Source organism: Niabella beijingensis (assembly GCF_020034665.1).
Lineage (GTDB): Bacteria > Bacteroidota > Bacteroidia > Chitinophagales > Chitinophagaceae > Niabella > Niabella beijingensis.
Window position 1 is genome coordinate 1,755,064 of sequence record NZ_JAIQDI010000002.1, and the last position, 18,067, is coordinate 1,773,130.

An 18,067-nucleotide genomic window follows, 5' to 3' on the forward strand; every position below is an offset into this window, starting at 1 on the left:
CATACCACTCCCCTGTCATTTGCTGCGCAAAACTACGCCCATAGCCTGCCAATCTGTTTACGCAAAACGGAAATCCGGTTTACGCAAAGCGGAAAATCAGTGCAGGACGGCCGCGGTCTCATTTTTTTGTCGGATTAATGATATCATCGTTGGAAACTTTCCGGATGCTTTTTTCGGAAGCATTACGTCCGAATTCCCAGTTGACGGCTACCCGGAATCCCTGCAGGTAATTGCGGTTGCTCACCAGAGTGGTAAAGCCCGGGGCGGCGATGTATTTTTTACGGGGAATATAGCTGGTGAACGGATTGAATGCCGAGCCGGTGACAGAGATCTTGGGACGGGGGAATTCCTTCTTAACGGCAAACACATAATAATACGATGGCGTTTCATAACCCTGAAGGGTAACTTTCCGGGTGCTGTATTCGCCAAACAACTGCAGGGAATAATTAGTGGGCAGTTTAAATGTCGTATTCATATTCATATCTGCCGCCCATCCCCGGTTGAACACCTGCCAGGCTTCATGGGCATAGTCCAGGTAATTGAGGTTGATGTTGCCGTTGACACTCCATTTATTATTGGGGCGGACAGAGCCGGACAGGTTGATCCCGTACATGATATTGGAGGCCATATTCTCTTTACGCGTAACGAACACCCCCTGACCGGTAATCTCCGTAAAATCGATGATCGCATTATTGGTCCGCTTCCAGAACAGCGCTGTATTAAAGAAATACCCGGATGCAGCCTGGAATCCATAGGTCAGCTCGGCCTGGTGCATGATCTCCGGTTGGAGTGCCGGATTGCCCGTCTCAATATTCTTCGGATCACTGGCGTTGGCATTGGGATTAAGATCCCAGATATAAGGCCTTGTGAGCCGCTGTGTATAGCTGAGTCCGAATAAGTGCCGTTCGTTCAGTTTTCTGGAAAAATTAAAGCTCGGTATAAGATTGTCGAACTGGTTCCTGATATCCGTTGCCTGATCGCGGAACTGACCGCTGATATCCGTTCGTTCATACCGGAGGCCGGCCTCTGCATACCAGCCCTGTTCCCATTTTGCTTTAAGCATGGTATACCCCGCCCATATGTTTTGTTTATAGCTAAAGATGTCGGAACGTTCCGGATCTGCAACGGGCGGAGCGCCATTGGTCTCTGTAAAGACCTCATACCGGTTGATCACATTACGGAGAATGGCTTTGATACCGGTTTCCAGGATGTAATCGCCGGTGCTGTTAAAGGGGTGATTGTAATCGGCCTGCAGGGTCCATTCCTTATTGCGGACCCCATTGGTGTTCTGTTCCCGGTACGACGAGTCGGGTCCTTCAAAGAGGACACGGGAATCATAAGGGGAACGTGAGCGCGCCGGGGTAAACTGTGCCAGCAGCGTCAGCTCCCTGTTGTACTTCCGGAACCTGCGGTTATATCCCAGGTTCATGTCTGCCCCCAGGTAGTGCTCGCTGCGGCTTATGGCCTGTATGTAAGCCTCACTTACGCGGTCATCAGGTGCGTAAAGACGGGTGGTGACAGTGCTGTTATCCGGCCATTTTCCGAACCAGTAATTGATGCCCAGGCTCCACTCCGACCGCTCATCCGGTGTATAGATAACCGCAATATCACCCGACCCGTGCGGAGCTCGGTTGTCTTTGTGCTGCGACTGGTACAACCGTTCACCTGTTATCTGTTCTCGTTCGGTAACAGCGGTTTCCCGGGTACGGAGCTGATGCAAATGTCCGTGCAGGGAAAAGCTCCATTTATTAGCAGCCACGGCAATGCGCGGATTAAAGACCTGCTCGAGGTTACCGGCGGCCATTTCAAGTGCCCCGCTGAAGCGCAGGCTGTTCTTCTTGGTGATAATGTTAATAATACCTGCCGCCCCTTCCGCATCATATTTTGCGGAAGGTGTGGTGATCACTTCCACCGCTTTTACAATATCCGCAGGCATCATATTGAGCGCATCGGCCGGGCTCCGTGCGATCTGACCCGAGTACTTGCCATCCACCAGGATCTTCAGGTTGGTATTGCCGCGCATGGATACATTGCCCTGGCCGTCCACATTCAATACCGGCGCTTTCCGCAGGATATCTGCAGCCGATCCGCCTTTATTGGTCACATCATTCTCCGCATTGTAAATGATCTTACCCGGCTGCACTTCAATGATCTTTTTTGTAGCTGTTACCACAACCGCATCCATGCTTTTGGAAGCCGGCATCAGTAAGAGAAGTTCCGGTACCCCGAGATTCTTTACCTTCAGCTGCAGGATCATCTTGCGATCTTCGTACTCCGCACCCGAAAGTTGCAGTGTTACCGCTTCCGGCCCGTCTTTGCCGGCATCATACTGCAGCCGGAATGTTCCGTTTTCCCGGGTATATCCGGAGACGCAGGGTGTACCGTTCTCATCCAGCAGATGAATGGTAGCATACACAACCGGCTGACGGGAGCTGCTGTCGAGCACCTTTCCCGCTACCTCGAAAACGCCGCCGGCTGACTGAGCTCCTGAGAAAAACGGGAACAACACAAATAGGGTCAGTAAGAGGATCCAATTCTTTTTCATAGTACACAAACCAAGGCCCGCGTAACCGCCGGGACACAGTTGTATCAGGAAGGTGTTTAAAGAGAAGCAACGGCCGCCCATTCGTTATTTCACAAACAACAAAGCCGTTGCGGCGTTGAATGTTTTTTCAAATTTCCTGCCATCGGTTTCTCCGCCTTTCTCATCGGTATGCGAAAACTCCACCATATACTTTCCTTCCCACAAGGGTGTAAAACTGATCATTCCTTCTTTATCAGTGTACAGGGTCTTGCTCCAGCCATTGGGGGCAAACACCTGTACTTCCTTTTGGGCCGCAGGTTTGCCATCGAAGAGCACCCGTGTTTTTACCGGCTGGTTCTTTACCGCTGCCGACGCGTTATCTGTAAAAATACTGAGTTGATTCTTGTTTACGGCCGCCTGGTTCCCGGTATCCGAATTCCCGATCTTTACGGTAGCACCGCTGTTGTATTTGAGCTGCATACCATGATAAAAATCCTTTACGGGGTGATGCAGCACCACCGTATATACTCCTTCCTGACGGGGCGTAAAGCTGCTCCGGTAGTGATCTTCAGCGGCTGTTGCTGATAATTTTTCAGCAGTGCCATCCGGCGCGATCACTTCCAGGCTGAATGCTTTTAAATCGGAAAACCATTTTTCCGCAGGGGTAATGTCATTATCTCCATACTCTCCGAAGTATACTTTTATTTCATGTGCCTGATCTTTATTGCCTGTGGGCCGGGTCTCCACCCAGATGGCATGGGCCAGAACAACCTGAGACACCAGCATAATCAATAACAATGTGAGTAGTTTTCTTAACAGCATAATAATTTTTTTGCAAAGCTACGGACTGCTGTTTCCGGTCATTTACTGATAACGGAAAACGATTTACGATAAACGGAATATTAAAGACCGCCTGTTCCCGGCAGAACAAGGAAAGGGCAGCATCGGTATTAAATCAGAAGAGGTCTTTTGACAGCACTGCAATGGCAAGCAGGAAGGGCACAAACACCAGCAACAGTGAAAGAGACAGGGAAAAATATTTGAGCGGGCGCTTTATTGTTCTTTTAAATGGCAGTAATACGAGGCAGCCGGTAATAACAACAAGCAATGCGAGCAGGAAGTTGATGATCAGTGCTATTCCGGTATATAAGACCGAGAACAATGCGGGTTGAAGGGGAATGCCGGAAATAACGCCATACAGCAGGCCGGACAGAAAGGCGCTCCCCAGTATCAGGAGTCCGTATTTCAATCCTTTTTTAAAATGATACGAAAAATAAGATCCGGCGGGCAGGGCACGGATGGCCTGCAGGGCCGTTTCGTCTTTTGAGGGTCTTGGAGGAACGGCGCTTTTCTTACCCTGCCGTTTTTTTAGCCTTGGCCACCAGATGATAAAACCTGTAATAAACAACAATAAGGGGATCAATCCTCCCAGGCAGGCCAGTATCCGGGTGGGCCATCCGCCAAAGGTGCCCAGGTGCAATGGCACGATCCAGGTGAGATAACTGTTACCGATATTCGGAAAGTCTGTCTCGCTGTTCAGCAGGAGCTTACCCGTATACTGATCAATACTCAGCATGATCCGGTTGCCTTCTTTTGACACCCCATCCGAACGCAGGTCAAAGCGGTATGCACCGGTACTGTCTGCCGGATAGGCAATGCCCCGGATCACGGCCTCGGGAAATTGTTTTTTTGCAACAGCAGCAGCTTCCACGGGGGAAAGTGCCGGCCGGCCTTTTACCCATTCCGATTTTTGCCCGAAGATCTGTTGTACCGATTGGGGCGACCTGCCGGTCAATATAAAAAGAAAGGCTATGAAGAGCGGACCAAATGTAATGGCAAACCCGGTCAGCGACAGCATTACCACTACCGGTGCCGAATAGATACCCAGGACATTGTGCCAGTCGTAATTCTGACGTTTAAATCCTGCTTTAAAATTGATGGTAAGCACCGATCTCCATTGTTTCCACTTCTTATATTGCTGCGGTATCCACAAACGCAGGCCGCTGATGGTAAGGATGAGCAGGCAAAGAGTGGCCAGTCCTACAATGTATTGTCCCGGTCCGGGCATCAGCAGGTTGGTATGCAGCTCTGTTACAAACCCGATAAAGGAACTGTGGTGCAGGCGTTTTCCGGCAAGCTCCGCAGTATAGGGGTCGATGAAGAATTGTTCTTCCGTTTCAAAATTATAGCAGACATAGCTGAGGTTGGGCTGGTTCTCGGCAGGCAGGTACACATAATCCACTTTTTTGCCGGGGTATTTTTGAGGAACGATCGCAGCGATCTCCTCCAGGGAATAGCGCTTTTGTTGCTTCATGGAAAAAAACAACTCTTTGTTGAATGCCTGATCGATCTCATCCGAAAAGACAAGGATGCTGCCAGTAAGTCCTACAACAGCAAGCAGCGCTCCTGCAATGATACCCAGGTAGAGGTGCCATTTCCCAAACCAGCGCTTCTGGTGGACGGCCCATTTCAGTTTTCTGCTTTTTTTTTCTGCCATAAGGTTGTTTTCAACGGATGGCCGGCCTCCGGTTGCCGTTAGAATTTATAGGCAATCGTCCCTATGAACTGTCGGGGCATCTGCGGGATGAAATTGGTCCAGCCCATCCAGTATTTTTCGTTGCTGACGTTGTTCACCTTTAAACCGACCCGGTAATGTTTCCGGTCGTAGGTAAGGTGTGCACCGAGGATGGTTGCTGCGGGAAGGATCAGCTTTCCGTCGATATTGCTGTTCACGGCATAGGATTCACTGGAATGGTTCAGACTGAAACCCACACCCAGCCCATTCAGCGCCGTAGTAGTAAAGGTATAGTTGGTCCAGAAATTGGCCGTATTATAAGGCCCTGCAGATACAGGTCGCAGCCCGTTTACATCAGCATCTGCTTTTTGCATTTTGCTGTCGTTGTACCCATAGCCCAGTAATAAGGTCCAGCCCTTGTAGGGATTGGCCAGTACTTCCACTTCAAGCCCCTTGCTGCGCTGCTCGCCATCCTGGATGCTGAAATTGGCATGCGAAGGATCCTGGCGCACCACATTTTTTACGAGGATGTCGTAGTAGCTGATGCTTCCGGTCAGTTTATTTTTAAACAGTGAATATTTTATCCCGATCTCTTTCTGGTTGGCCTCTTCCGGATCAAATGCCACGCTGTCCCAGCTCATGCCGAACTGGTTGGTAAACCCGTTCTGGTAATTGGCAAAGAGCGATAACCGGTCCTTTACGGGCATAAAGATCAGTCCGAATTTAGGAGACAGCTTTGCCTGGGATGGTTTTACCTTTTCAGGAACCGCATCTTTTTGCCGGTTATCAAAATTATCCACCCGCAAGCCAGCTGAAACGATCAGGTAATCGGTCAGGTTCGTGACGTTATTAATATAGGCACTGAGCACATCGGAATGCTGGATATAAGGCTGGGCTTCAATGTTCCCCCTTGTTTGATACGCATTGTCAATATTGGGCTTATTGTAAATAAGGTTTGTCCCGGATCTGCCATTAGCATCCACCACATCAAAAAGATAGGGATACGGTACCGTCCCATGCAACAGGCCACTGAAATAGTAATAGGTTACATCTGATTTGTACGAGAGGTAATCGATACCCAGTACTGCGCGGTTACGCAGCTTGCCAAAGGTATAGTCCGAAATGAAGTTCTGCTGTATGTCAAAGGTCTTGGTAATGCCCACGGGTTTCCACACCATGCGGGCGATACTATCCGTACCCGGTGTACCAAAGTCTGGTGTGCCGGTTGGGAATGATTTAAGGAAGCTGGCCAGGTAATTAGGCAGCAGGTACTGGAAAGCTGCATACCCGTTGTTATGACTGAGACTGTAGGTAGCTGCCGTCTGTGATGTCCAGTGTTCGGATAATTTGTAACTCGCGTCGGCAAAGAAGGAGTTGGTATTGGTTTTGGAATAAACATCGTTCGAAATGAATGAGCGGTTATAATCCAGTTTCAGTTCATCGATCCGGTCGGTTCCGTAAGCCTCCTTAAGGGTTTGAGGTGCCTGCGACAGAATCGCATTTATGGTAGCATCCGGAACATTGTTCTGCGCGAGCATTCCGCTTATGGCGCCGTTAATTGTACTGGGGGGCAGGATGAACATAAAATTGCCGCCGTTGCTGTTGCCTTTGGAGCCTACGATCTCTGCATCCGCATTCAGCGTAAAACGGTCATTGGGCCGGTAGATAAAAGAAGGCGCAATGATATAACTCTGCTGGAACCCCGCATCCTGCCAGCTGTCCTGTTTCTGGCCGGCTACATTCATCCGGAAAGCCAGCTGATCCTTTTTCAATACTACATTGGCATCTGCAGAAGCCCGCATGAAATTATAAGAGCCGTATTCCACACCAGCATAACCGCCATTAAAGAAATAAGGCTTCTTGGTGATCCGGTTGATCAGTCCTCCATAGGAGTTAATAATACTGCCAAAAAGCGTGCCCGTAGGACCTTTCAGGATCTCGATGCGGTCGAGGTTGGCCATCTCCACATTGGTATTTACGATATTGGGCAGTCCGTTCCGGGCCTTGGTAGTGGTTTGAAAACCGCGGCTCACAAAAATCGACCCTCCGTCGGGCCGGTTGGTGGCATCCCAGAGCTTTGTAACACCCGCAGCATTCTTCATGGCATCCTCGAGGCTCATGGCCATCTGTTTTCTCAGGACCACTTCCGGGATGGCGGTCACTATCTGCGGATTTTCCAGGTTGGCGAGCGGCAGCTTGTTGGAATATACGCTGGTCCGGTTCATGATCTTGTTCGTCTCCACGATCACTTCACTTAGCTGCTTTGAGGTTTCCTGTATTTGAAAATCGAGGGTTAAATTGGTGCCGGGGCCTAGAGAAACGGCTTTGCTTTCCCTGATCTCACCGGTAAATGAGAATTCTACGGTGTATTCCCCGGGCTTAATATTTTTTATCTGGTAATAGCCGTTGTCGTTTGAAACGGCGCCCCATTTGGTGTCTTTTAATACGATACTGATCTGTGTTACCGGCTGCCCGTCGGCAGTGCTGATCCGGCCATGAATACCCGCCTGCTGTGCTGCGGTGCCCAATACGCTGCCTGTAAAAAACAACGCCATCATCATCAATTGCTTCATTCGATCCTGAATTTTATAATCAGGATGCGAAATTACCACGGCAACTCACGATCCATTTCCGAGATACGGAAAATTTAATCCTGCAAATTTTTTCCCGGATGCGCAAAGAAGAGTGGTTGATAGCTCTGAGAGCTGACCGCTTAAAGCTGAATGCTAGTCACAGGCAGCTGATCTATCCAAAAAGATTACTGCTCAGGTAGCGGTCACCACGGTCGCAGGCGATAAAGACGATCGTTCCCTGTTCTATCTCTGCAGCCAGCCGGAAAGCGGCGGCAGCGGCGCCGCCCGAACTCATGCCGGCAAATACGCCTTCGTCTTTGGCCAGCCGCCGGGTACAATCCACGGCTTCCGCCTCCGTAATATCCATGATACGGTCTACCCGCTGCGGGTCAAATATCTTTGGCAGATATGCCTCGGGCCAGCGCCGGATCCCGGGTATGGATGCCTCTTCTGTTGGCTGACAACCGATGATCTGGATCTCCGGGTTCTGTTCCTTTAAATACCGGGAACAGCCCATAATGGTGCCGGTGGTACCCATGGCACTTACAAAGTGCGTAATGGTTCCATTGGTGTCCCGCCATATTTCCGGTCCGGTTGTTTTATAATGCGCGCCCCAGTTATCATTATTGGCAAACTGGTTTAAAATAAACGCCTCTCCTCTTTCTGCCTTTGCTTCAGCATAATCGCGACAGGCCTCGATTCCATTTAATAAGGTCACCTGTGCCCCGAAGGCTTCCATGGTCAATGTACGCTCTTTGGTAGAAGTATCGGGCAGTACCAGCTCCAGGTCGAGATCATAAAACCGTGCGATCATTGCCAGGGCAATTCCGGTATTGCCGCTGGTAGCTTCCACCATTTTATCACCGGGCTTGATATCGCCCCGTTCCAGTGCTGATGCGATCATGTTCAACGCAGCCCGGTCCTTTACACTGCCGCCCGGGTTATTGCCCTCGAGCTTTACAAATATTTTTACGTTCGGATTGGGATTCAGTTTTTTTAATTCCACCATCGGCGTGTTACCGATCAGATCCAGTAGAGATGACATATAGGAGAATTGAGATTTGAGAATTGAGTCCCGATAGCTATCGGGGCGCGATTTGGAGATCAGCTATGCGCTATGTATTTACTTTAACTTCTGACCATCATCCTGCCTCATTCCAGTATTTCCTGTTCCACCAGGTCGATGGAGGGGCGATGATATACTTTTGAATTAGGAGCTATGCTGCGGGTAAGCCATACGTTCCCGCCTACAATGCTGTTGGCACCTATCACCGTGTCGCCACCCAGTATGGTGGCATTGGAATAGATCACCACCCCGTCTTCCACTGTAGGATGCCGCTTGCTGTTCATCATGCTTTTTTCCACACTTAGGGCTCCAAGTGTTACACCCTGATATATTTTAACATGATCCCCAATGATCGTGGATTCCCCGATCACGGTTCCGCTGCCATGGTCGATGCAGAAATAGGCCCCGATAACAGCACCCGGATGAATATCGATACCGGTAATGCCGTGTGCATGTTCCGTAAGAATACGCGGCAGATGCGGGATCTGCAGGGTCCATAGCACATGCGCGATCCGGTAGTAGGCAATGGCAAAAAACCCCGGGTAGGCCCTTATCACTTCAAAACGGGTCTTGGCTGCCGGATCTCCTGAAAGGATGGCTTCTATATCCGTATTCAATAAACGGTACAGTTCGGGCAGCTGCTGAAAGAACCGCCCGGCATTGTTCAATACCTGCTGACAGGTATCCGTCACTTCCAGGATGGCCGTCAGCTCTTTCTCCCGCAACATCAGCTTGTGATGCACTTCTTCTGCACTGATGGGGAAACAATCCGCACGTTCGGGAAAAAGCAGGCAGATCAAGGCATCCGCCCAGGAAGAGATCACATGATTCGGTGGTACCGCAGGCACGCCCTTCTGCGATTCAAATATCTTTTGGTAAAAATTATTGTCCATATTCACTCATCATACCGCACAAATCTACCATAATGAATTAAAAAATCAAGGTTAAAAAGTAAAAAATGCAACAGGGGTGCAGGATATAACGCATTTTAGCGCTAACAAACAATAGTATCTTCCACTATAGACGGGCAAGTTATCCCCGGTTCGGAAAACGCCGGATGGTCCGGATATTGGCTTCCAGCCGCCGGCAATTTTACTATATGAACAGATGTACCGTTTATGAAAACGGTATACTCCTCTGCTCTCTTATAATAAAATACAATTGATTATATTTTTTTTTTGAAACCCGGGAAAATAACTTTGATGCAATGAAAAAGGAAGTTACGATTTATGATATCGCCCGTAAACTGAATCTTTCCACCGCCACCGTAAGCCGGGCACTGGATAACAATGCCCTGGTAAAAGAAAAAACAAAGGAAAAGGTGATGGCAGCTGCAGAAAAAATGGGTTACCGGCAAAACCTGCTGGCCAAAAACCTGCGTCAGCAGCAATCGCGTACCATCGGGGTACTGTTGCATGAAGTGAACAGCTATTTTGCCACATCGGTGCTGGCGGGTATCGAAAAGATCACCACACAGGAAAAGTATGACATCCTGATTGCACATTCCAACGAAGACGGCCTCCGGGAAATCGCGAACACGAAGAACCTTTTTAATAAACGGGTGGACGGGTTGATCGTTTCGCAGGCAATGACCTCAACCGGCACAGACCATTTTATGCCCTATATCGACAGAGGCATACCGGTGATCTTTTTCGACCGGGTACCTAAAAATATTTCCTGCACCAAGATCATTATCGACAACCTGCAAACCGGGTATAATGCCACAGCACATTTGATTCAACAGGGCTACCGGAGAATAGCGCATATTACCGCCAGCCTGGAACGCAATGTTTACAACGAACGCTTTAAAGGATATAAAAAGGCTCTTAAAAAATACAACATACCTTATGATGAAGCGCTGGTGGGGATCTGCAGTCTGGATCATACCGAGACCCTGCAGGCACTGAACCAATTACTGTTGCAACAGCCGGATGCTTTCTTTATTACAAACGATTTTGCCGCTGCTGTATGTATCAATGAACTGCACCGCCTGGGTTATCACATACCGGATGATATCGGTGTTGTCGGTTATAATAATGATGTATTGGGCAGCCTGATCACGCCGAAGCTTTCCACGGTGGACTATCCCGGAATTTTGATGGGCGAACTTGCCGCACAGGAATTGATCAACGCAATAAAGCAAACAAAAAAGGAACAGCGCCCCGACAAACGGATCGTGCTTTCCTCGGAACTGATCATACGTGAATCATCGGTTCCTCCGCGTAGTAAAGTAAACAGGAAAACAGAAAATAACTGATGGAGGCTTCATTGAAACACAAAATCGGCTCCATAAAATAAAAAGACCGTCATCAGACAGCCCTTACAAAATTTAATGGATTGGCACTTATCCGATCAGCAATACCAGCGGTGCACCGGGAATCAACTCCAGTTTTTCTTTAAAAGAAATTGCTAACATTCCGTTTTTCAGGGCAATGTCCGCAGCGATTTTTTCTCCGTTAATGGAAGCTGCAACCCGCGCGCTGCCGGATCCGGCAAGCTTTTCAAGATTTATGACGTTTAAGTGCAGCTTCCCGTGTTTTACTTCCAGGATCACTTCCTGTTTACCATCTGTGCGTTGCTGACTAAAGCTTCCCCAGCCTTCGGCGGCCGTAAAAGCCGCTTTGAAATGCTCCTTTTTTATTTTGGGAGCAAAACGGATCACTCCCTTCGGACCATGGTATCCGAAACCGCAGGCGGTTATAAAAGTACCATAGCTGGCCAGTGCGCGGCCATAGTGATCGCTGCATTCGATCTCGTTAAAGGGATTACGCTTCGACGCATGATACCGGTCGTGGATTGCTTTTGTGAGCGTGAGCGCTTCATCAGTCATGCCCTCGGCCATCATATGGCTGGCGACCTGGTGTTCGAAACCCGACATACATTCATGAAAATATCCCATCTGCCAGGTTCCTTTATCACCATAAGGATTGGGTTCATTTTTGGGGTTGGTGTTCATTACCATTCCCGATTCGCCGTACAGCGCATATGGTCTTCCACCCTTATGTGTTTCAGCGTATATACCCATATCCTTAATAAAATTATAGTTCCACAAAGCCTGTAATGCCGACAGGCTTTGCTTTTTATCGATTACACGTTCCAGTCCCACCTGGAAGGCCCAGCTTTGTCCGAATACCTGGTCGATATGACAGGTATTATAAGAGCCTACAGTAGTCCTGCCTTTTACCGCATCGGGCCGGTGAATAAAATATTCCCCGTTAAACAGGTGTCTGCTCATATTCCTGCTGCCTTTTTCTGCATAATCATGGCAAAGGGTTGCAAAGGCGGTATCATTCATTTCCTCCGCCATTGCCGCACCCGCTTTTACAGCCGCAATACACAATCCCACCAGCCAGGCGATCTCGCCATCCCATATCGCATCCAGGGTATTTTCAAGCGGTGTGTCTTCCATTCCATCCCTGTTCTTATCCTGGTTGATGATGAACTGCGTGGCGTGTTTGATCTGCTCCCAGTTCTTTTGAAGAAAACCGTTGTCCGCACTCATCTGGTGTTCCCGGTAACAACCCAGTACCCGCCCCGCCTGTCCGTCAATCGCCGGGCGTTTATCGTATTCGCCGCGAAACCATATTCCGCCGTTCTCCTGGAGGGAGATACCCAGATCCACCCGCTCCCGGTTATCGCGCTCCATCGCCGGGAAGATCCGCCCGGTGGCCTGTGCATATTGCCATACATGGGTACAGTTGCCATGACAGGAACCGACGCCTTCCCAGGCCCAGTAGCGGCCCGATTTAAAACGGTGCGAGGTAGTGGTGGCCAGCGAGCTGATGTTTAAAAAAGTACGGTCGAGGAACCAGTAAGGCAGTGTGGAATCATACCAGGTATCTCTCCAGAGGAGGGTTGCTGCGGAAAGCGTACTAAAATTTTTGACCACATAATCTGCCACCTCTTTTGCATTTTTAAACAGGTTGTCATAATAACGTCCGCGGTCGGCCTTCGGCAACACGCGCCCCTCATCGATCGCCAGGTTGGGCGAGTGCCAGCTGATGATATACGGTACTGCCACTTCCTTACCGGCCGCTGCATGAATAGTGGTAATTATATTCCCTACCAGTTTTTGCTGCGCCGCCTTTACCGCATCCGGTGTTTTGCCGGGCATAAAAAGTACAGGACCCTCCACCCCTTCAAGATCGGGGTTGCCTGCCGCCTCCCTGCTGATGGCTGCAATGCAAAGGGTGCCATAATCAAAAAACTGTTCGGGATGCTGATTCCCGAATGCAGTAGTCTCCGGCGTATAATAAATGCCTGTGGCTTCCGGTTCTTTAAACAGCGTGCTTTTCCGCTGCACCCTGTTGATGATACCCGTGTAGGGAGCGGCCTTGTTTTCCAGCCAGCCGGCGACGGATGCGTTAACCGGCTGACTCCCGGTGTTCTTTATTTTGATATTAAAAATACTGGCAGGGATACCCGAACGGTCCACCTCCGTCGGGATGAACGGACTGAAAGCCTCCATGATCACCTGTACAGGAAGCTCCTTATCGGTATAGGTGATCGTTGCTACGGGATAGGTTGCTTCAAAAGCCACTTCCTCCCAGTCATCTTCCTGCAACCGGCGGATCACGGTCTTACCGGCATATTCCAGTCGTACGGCAAAGCCCTGCTCCAGCAAGCGTACTTCTCCTGATCTGGGCGGTGCCACATAACTGCCGCCATCCCTCGAACGCAGCTTTTTTCCTGCATGTACCGATTCGTTCCAGGGCACGTCCACGGGGTTGATCCCCTCCTGGTTCAGGTTAAAAATATCCCAGAGCCAGAGTTTTCCGTCGCCGCTCAGATACAAGCCTCCGGTATTGATGCCGCCTACCGGCATGCCGATATATTTTAATTCATCCCGGGATTTAAGATAGGTGGTTACCGTACCTCGCTCGTACAACGATCTTAACCCTGCAGGATCCGGTCCGGTAAATGATGTGCTTCCTTCGGAGGGACGAAGCATGCTGGCCCATGCCGGCAACTGGGCTGCCAGTGTTAACCCCGCTCCGGTAAGGCTGCCCTGCCGGATGAACTGACGCCGGGATACCGATTTTTTTTGTCGTTGCATATTCTTTTCACATTTACAGGCTGCTGCGGGCAGTTTATAAAAACGCAGCATCGTCGATCAATAATAGCCGGTGCCCATATCTTACAAATAAAATGGTTCTTTGCTATGGGCGCTCTGTTTGCAATAATAACTGATTTTAAGAAAAACAGCAGAAAATCGGCGTTCTATACTGACCTTATTACCAACGCAGGATAAAATAGTTTTCAACAAGGATAATCCCGTTGAAAAAAGGTGTTTTAAGACAGCCCCCGGATCGCATACGGATCTTCTTATTTGCCAACACAGTCGGAAAAGAGACAATAGGGATAAGTCTCCCGGAAAAAAATCATGCCCTGAAATCTGCAAACAATAAATCGCGTAAAACACGACAGTATATTTTAAAATATGTCTTTCATGTTTTCTTACCAAAACTGCCGGAAGTGCTGATCCCGCAAGGGTTCTGCTGTTAATAAAAAACGAAATTAAAACCCGTTTTAATTTATTTCTTTTTTATCTTTATAAGGATGAAAATTGCTACAACGATTGCCGGCATTATTTCAGTTGTGATCCTCCTTGCAGGACTTGCTGCAGGTTGCGGGAATAAAAAGCGCAACGGTAAAAACGAGGTGAGTTATAACTATGATGTCCGCCCCATCCTTTCCGACAAATGCTTTGCCTGTCATGGCCCTGACAAGAACAAACAGGAGGCCGGATTACGGCTGGATATTGAAGCCAATGCAAAAGCCCCGCTGCGGGAAACAAAAGGTGCCTATGCCATTGTTCCGGGAAAACCAGGGGCATCCGAACTTATTAAAAGGGTCAGTTCTACCGATCCCTCTTATCAGATGCCGACCCCGGACTCCCACCTGGGTGCGTTGAATGAGCACGAGATCAGCATACTTACCCGGTGGATCGCGCAGGGCGCCAAATATGAGAAACACTGGGCCTTTATACCCCCTAAAAAACTGCCGCTGCCGGAGATCGGCGATAAAGAATGGGCCCGCAATGAGATCGACTATTTTATTGCAGAAAAAATAGAAGAACAACAGCTGCAACCCAATGAGGAAGCAGACAAAAGCACGTTGCTAAAACGCATCTCACTGGATCTTACAGGCCTGCTGCCCGACCTGGAGCTGCAACGGGAATTTGAGGCCGACAAAAGCGCTACCGCTTATGAAAAAGCAGTGGATCGCCTGCTGGCCAGTCCGCAGTTTGGCGAAAAGATGGCCATCCACTGGCTGGATATTTCCCGTTATGCCGACAGCTACGGTTACCAGGACGACGACATCCGCACACAGTGGCCCTACCGCGACTGGGTGATCCATGCATTTAATAATAATATGCCTTACGACCAGTTTATTACCTGGCAGCTTGCCGGTGATCTGCTGCCCGACGCCGGTAAGGAACAGCTGCTGGCCACGGCATTTCTGCGCAATCATAAGATCACGGAAGAAGGTGGTGTGATCCCCGAAGAATACCGGGTGGAATATGCCATTGATAAAGTAAAGACCTATTCCAAAGGCTTACTGGCCATGACGGCGGAATGTGCCCAGTGTCACGATCATAAATATGATCCCATTTCTCAAAAGGATTATTACAGGTTATTTGCCTTCTTCAATACCAGCAAAGAACAGGGGCTGGAAGGACTGGTAAATTCCGGTCCTGCTAAAACACCCAAGCTGACATTAACCACAGATGATACAAAAGACCTGCTCCGGTTTATCAACAGGAAAGATACCGCCCATATTGATGTATCGGTAATGGGAGAACTAGATACGCTGCGTACCACCTATGTTTTAAACCGCGGTGTTTATGATCAGCACGGGGAATCCGTTACTGCGGGGGCATTGCAGACCGTGATGCCTTTTGATACGGTAGCCTATCCGCAAAACCGGCTCGGACTGGCAAAATGGACCGTGAACAAGAAAAACCCGCTTACGGCCCGCGTATTCGTAAACCAGCTCTGGGAGCAGCTTTTCGGGAAAGGCATTGTAAAGACAGTAGGCGATTTCGGCATGCAGGGCAACCTGCCCACCCATCCGGAATTGCTCGACTGGCTGGCAGTTGATTTTATGGAGCATAACTGGGACATCAAACGGCTGATCCGTAAGATCGTTCTTTCGGCTACCTACCGGCAATCGTCAAAAAGTGATCCCGGGACCCTGGAAAAAGATCCCGACAATACCTACTATGCACGGGCATCGCGCATCCGGCTTCCCGCCGAAAGTATCCGGGATGTGGTACTGGGCAGCAGCAATCTCCTGAACAGGGAGATCGGCGGACCAAGTGTAAAACCTTATCAGCCCAAAGGGCTTTGGGAAGCCGCCACCTCCGGCCGGGGAGCCCTTACCACTTATAACCGGGATAACGGCAATGATCTTTACCGCAGAGGTATCTATACATTTATAAAGCTTACCGTCCCCCCACCCTCCATGATCATTTTTGATGCCAGCAACCGGGACCAGTGCGAAGTAAACCGGTTAACCACCAACACACCCCTGCAGGCGCTTATAATGATGAATGATCCAACTGTACTGGAAGCATCAAGAGTGCTCGCAGAACAGTTATCGGATAAAGGCAGTGGTCCGGAACAATCGATCAGCATGGCCTTCGAAACTATCCTCTGCCGCAAGCCGGCGGCCAAAGAAATGGATATATTGAAAAACTATTATACTGATCAGCTCAGTGGTTTCAATAGCAAAAAGCCCGCTGCTGAAAAGGCGCTGGCAATTGGAGAATATCCGCATAAGAGTAACCCGGCCAATATAGTAAAGACGGCGGCCCTGATGCGGGTGATCAATATGATCTATAATATGGAAGAAGCCATTGTAAAAGTGTAGCTGCTTTAGCGTAAAGAGTTTTACGATCTCAAAAGTGTTTAAAATTTAAGATATGGAAAAAGAAGTACTGGAACATGGTCTTAACTTCAACCGCCGCCGCTTTCTCACTAAATTGGGAATGGGCATCGGAGGTGCCGCATTGGGAACACTGCTGATCCCGGAGCTCTTCAGCAGTAAGGATGTGGAAGAAGCCATTGTATCCGGGCTTCCCCACTTTGCACCAAAAGCCAAGCGCATCATCTATCTTTTTCAGAACGGAGCCCCCTCTCAACTGGACCTCTTCGATTACAAACCCAAACTGAATGAAATGCAGGGGCAGGACCTGCCCGAGTCGGTGCGCCAGGGTCAGCGCCTTACAGGCATGACCGCCAATCAGTCGAAATTTCCATTGGCCGGAACGGTCTTTAAATTCAATCAGTATGGCGAGCACCGGGCCTGGATCAGCGACCTGCTGCCCTATACAGCGCGCATAGTAGACGATCTTTGTATCGTAAAAAGTCTTTATACGGAGGCCATCAATCACGACCCCGCGTTAACGTTTTTTCAAACAGGGGCCCAGGTGGGCAACCGGCCCAGTATGGGCGCCTGGTTAAGCTACGGACTTGGCAGCGAGAACAAAAACCTGCCGGCTTTTTGTGTATTGCTTTCCAAGGGAAAGGGCAACGGACAGGGCGTATATTCCAAACTCTGGACAAACGGTTTTTTAGATTCCATACACCAGGGTGTTCAGTTCAGTAACGGAGAAAATCCTGTGTTGTACCTGAACGATCCCGATGGCATGGATAAATCCGAACGGAGAAAGATGCTGGATCATCTGTCGGAGCTGAATAACGAGAGTTATAGTGTTGTGGGTGATCCCGAAATAAAAGCCAAGGTACAGCAATACGAAATGGCCTACCGGATGCAGACCGCAGTGCCGGAAGTAACCGACCTCAGCAAGGAACCGGAATCGATCATCAAACTTTACGGCCCCGACTGCCTGGTACCGGGCACTTATGCGGCGAACTGCCTTTTAGCCCGGAAGCTATCGGAGAACGGGGTGCGTTTTGTACAGTTGTACCACCAGGGATGGGACAGTCATGGAAACCTCCCCAATGAACTGGCTGGTCAGTGCAAGGATACCGATCAGGCATCTGCGGCACTCGTTACAGATCTGAAACAAAGAGGATTGCTGGATGAAACCCTGGTAATATGGGGCGGTGAATTCGGGCGGACCAATTATTGCCAGGGTGCGCTTTCGAAAGACAACTACGGCCGCGATCACCATCCGCGCTGTTTTACCATGTGGATGGCCGGTGGCGGCGTTAAACCCGGCGTTTATGGAGAAACGGATGAATTCGGGTATAACATTGTTTCCAACCCGGTGCATGTGCACGATTTTCATGCCACGGCCCTGCACCTGATGGGACTTGATCACGAGCGCCTTGTATACAAACATCTGGGACGCCGTTACCGGCTGACCGATGTGGCAGGAAAGATTGTGAAGGATTTAATGGCATAGGGGGAATTGAGAT

10 protein-coding genes are annotated in these 18,067 nt (G+C 49.5%); 3 read left to right on the forward strand and 7 right to left on the reverse strand.

The genetic code is table 11. The annotated features are described in order from the left end of the window. Positions 1-118: 118 nt before the first annotated feature. The 6 genes from K7B07_RS23440 to K7B07_RS23465 all read right to left on the reverse strand — a co-directional run bounded on the left by K7B07_RS23440 (position 119) and on the right by K7B07_RS23465 (position 9,571). Complete coding sequence (locus K7B07_RS23440) at positions 119-2,545, reverse strand: TonB-dependent receptor (protein WP_223712976.1); 2,427 nt, start codon at positions 2,543-2,545, stop codon at positions 119-121. Positions 2,546-2,629: 84 nt separating this feature from the next. Then, on the reverse strand, positions 2,630-3,346 hold the full coding sequence (locus K7B07_RS23445) for a DUF4198 domain-containing protein (protein WP_223712977.1): 717 nt from the start codon (positions 3,344-3,346) through the stop codon (positions 2,630-2,632). Between the two features lie 133 nt (positions 3,347-3,479). After that, positions 3,480-5,021 carry a PepSY-associated TM helix domain-containing protein gene (locus K7B07_RS23450; protein ID WP_223712978.1) on the reverse strand — a complete coding sequence of 514 codons (1,542 nt, stop codon included), beginning with the start codon at positions 5,019-5,021 and terminating at the stop codon, positions 3,480-3,482. Positions 5,022-5,059: 38 nt separating this feature from the next. Next, positions 5,060-7,612, reverse strand: coding sequence for a TonB-dependent receptor (locus tag K7B07_RS23455; protein ID WP_223712979.1), 2,553 nt, complete (start codon positions 7,610-7,612; stop codon positions 5,060-5,062). A 172-nt stretch (positions 7,613-7,784) separates the two neighbouring features. Further along, entirely contained in the window at positions 7,785-8,657 is an 873-nt protein-coding gene (gene cysM / locus K7B07_RS23460) for a cysteine synthase CysM (RefSeq protein WP_223712980.1), read from the reverse strand. A gap of 107 nt (positions 8,658-8,764) precedes the next feature. Then, positions 8,765-9,571, reverse strand: a complete 807-nt coding sequence (locus K7B07_RS23465) for a serine O-acetyltransferase (RefSeq protein WP_223712981.1) — start codon at positions 9,569-9,571, stop codon at positions 8,765-8,767. A 314-nt stretch (positions 9,572-9,885) separates the two neighbouring features. On the opposite strand from K7B07_RS23465, the gene K7B07_RS23470 reads away from it, so the two are divergent. Then, on the forward strand, positions 9,886-10,935 hold the full coding sequence (locus tag K7B07_RS23470; protein ID WP_223712982.1) for a LacI family DNA-binding transcriptional regulator: 1,050 nt from the start codon (positions 9,886-9,888) through the stop codon (positions 10,933-10,935). 87 nt (positions 10,936-11,022) lie between these two features. Here K7B07_RS23470 and K7B07_RS23475 read toward each other — a convergent pair whose 3' ends face one another. Then, the gene (locus K7B07_RS23475; RefSeq protein WP_223712983.1) at positions 11,023-13,734 is read right to left on the reverse strand and encodes a GH116 family glycosyl-hydrolase; all 2,712 of its coding nucleotides are present in this window, start codon (positions 13,732-13,734) and stop codon (positions 11,023-11,025) included. Positions 13,735-14,237: 503 nt separating this feature from the next. Here K7B07_RS23475 and K7B07_RS23480 point away from each other — a divergent pair. Together K7B07_RS23480 and K7B07_RS23485 are read left to right on the forward strand one after the other, a co-directional pair. Continuing rightward, positions 14,238-16,553 (forward strand): PSD1 and planctomycete cytochrome C domain-containing protein, encoded by a 2,316-nt coding sequence (locus tag K7B07_RS23480; protein ID WP_223712984.1) that lies wholly within the window; start codon positions 14,238-14,240, stop codon positions 16,551-16,553. 52 nt (positions 16,554-16,605) lie between these two features. Then, positions 16,606-18,054 (forward strand): DUF1501 domain-containing protein, encoded by a 1,449-nt coding sequence (locus tag K7B07_RS23485; RefSeq protein WP_223712985.1) that lies wholly within the window; start codon positions 16,606-16,608, stop codon positions 18,052-18,054. Positions 18,055-18,067 lie beyond the last annotated feature (13 nt).

Coding starts and splice junctions, on each gene's coding strand:
- K7B07_RS23440 (WP_223712976.1), bottom strand. CDS start 2,545: ATGAAAAAGAATTGGATCCTCTTACTGACCCTATTTGTGTTGTTCCCG.
- K7B07_RS23445 (WP_223712977.1), bottom strand. CDS start 3,346: ATGCTGTTAAGAAAACTACTCACATTGTTATTGATTATGCTGGTGTCT.
- K7B07_RS23450 (WP_223712978.1), bottom strand. CDS start 5,021: ATGGCAGAAAAAAAAAGCAGAAAACTGAAATGGGCCGTCCACCAGAAG.
- K7B07_RS23455 (WP_223712979.1), bottom strand. CDS start 7,612: ATGAAGCAATTGATGATGATGGCGTTGTTTTTTACAGGCAGCGTATTG.
- cysM (WP_223712980.1), bottom strand. CDS start 8,657: ATGTCATCTCTACTGGATCTGATCGGTAACACGCCGATGGTGGAATTA.
- K7B07_RS23465 (WP_223712981.1), bottom strand. CDS start 9,571: ATGGACAATAATTTTTACCAAAAGATATTTGAATCGCAGAAGGGCGTG.
- K7B07_RS23470 (WP_223712982.1), top strand. CDS start 9,886: ATGAAAAAGGAAGTTACGATTTATGATATCGCCCGTAAACTGAATCTT.
- K7B07_RS23475 (WP_223712983.1), bottom strand. CDS start 13,734: ATGCAACGACAAAAAAAATCGGTATCCCGGCGTCAGTTCATCCGGCAG.
- K7B07_RS23480 (WP_223712984.1), top strand. CDS start 14,238: ATGAAAATTGCTACAACGATTGCCGGCATTATTTCAGTTGTGATCCTC.
- K7B07_RS23485 (WP_223712985.1), top strand. CDS start 16,606: ATGGAAAAAGAAGTACTGGAACATGGTCTTAACTTCAACCGCCGCCGC.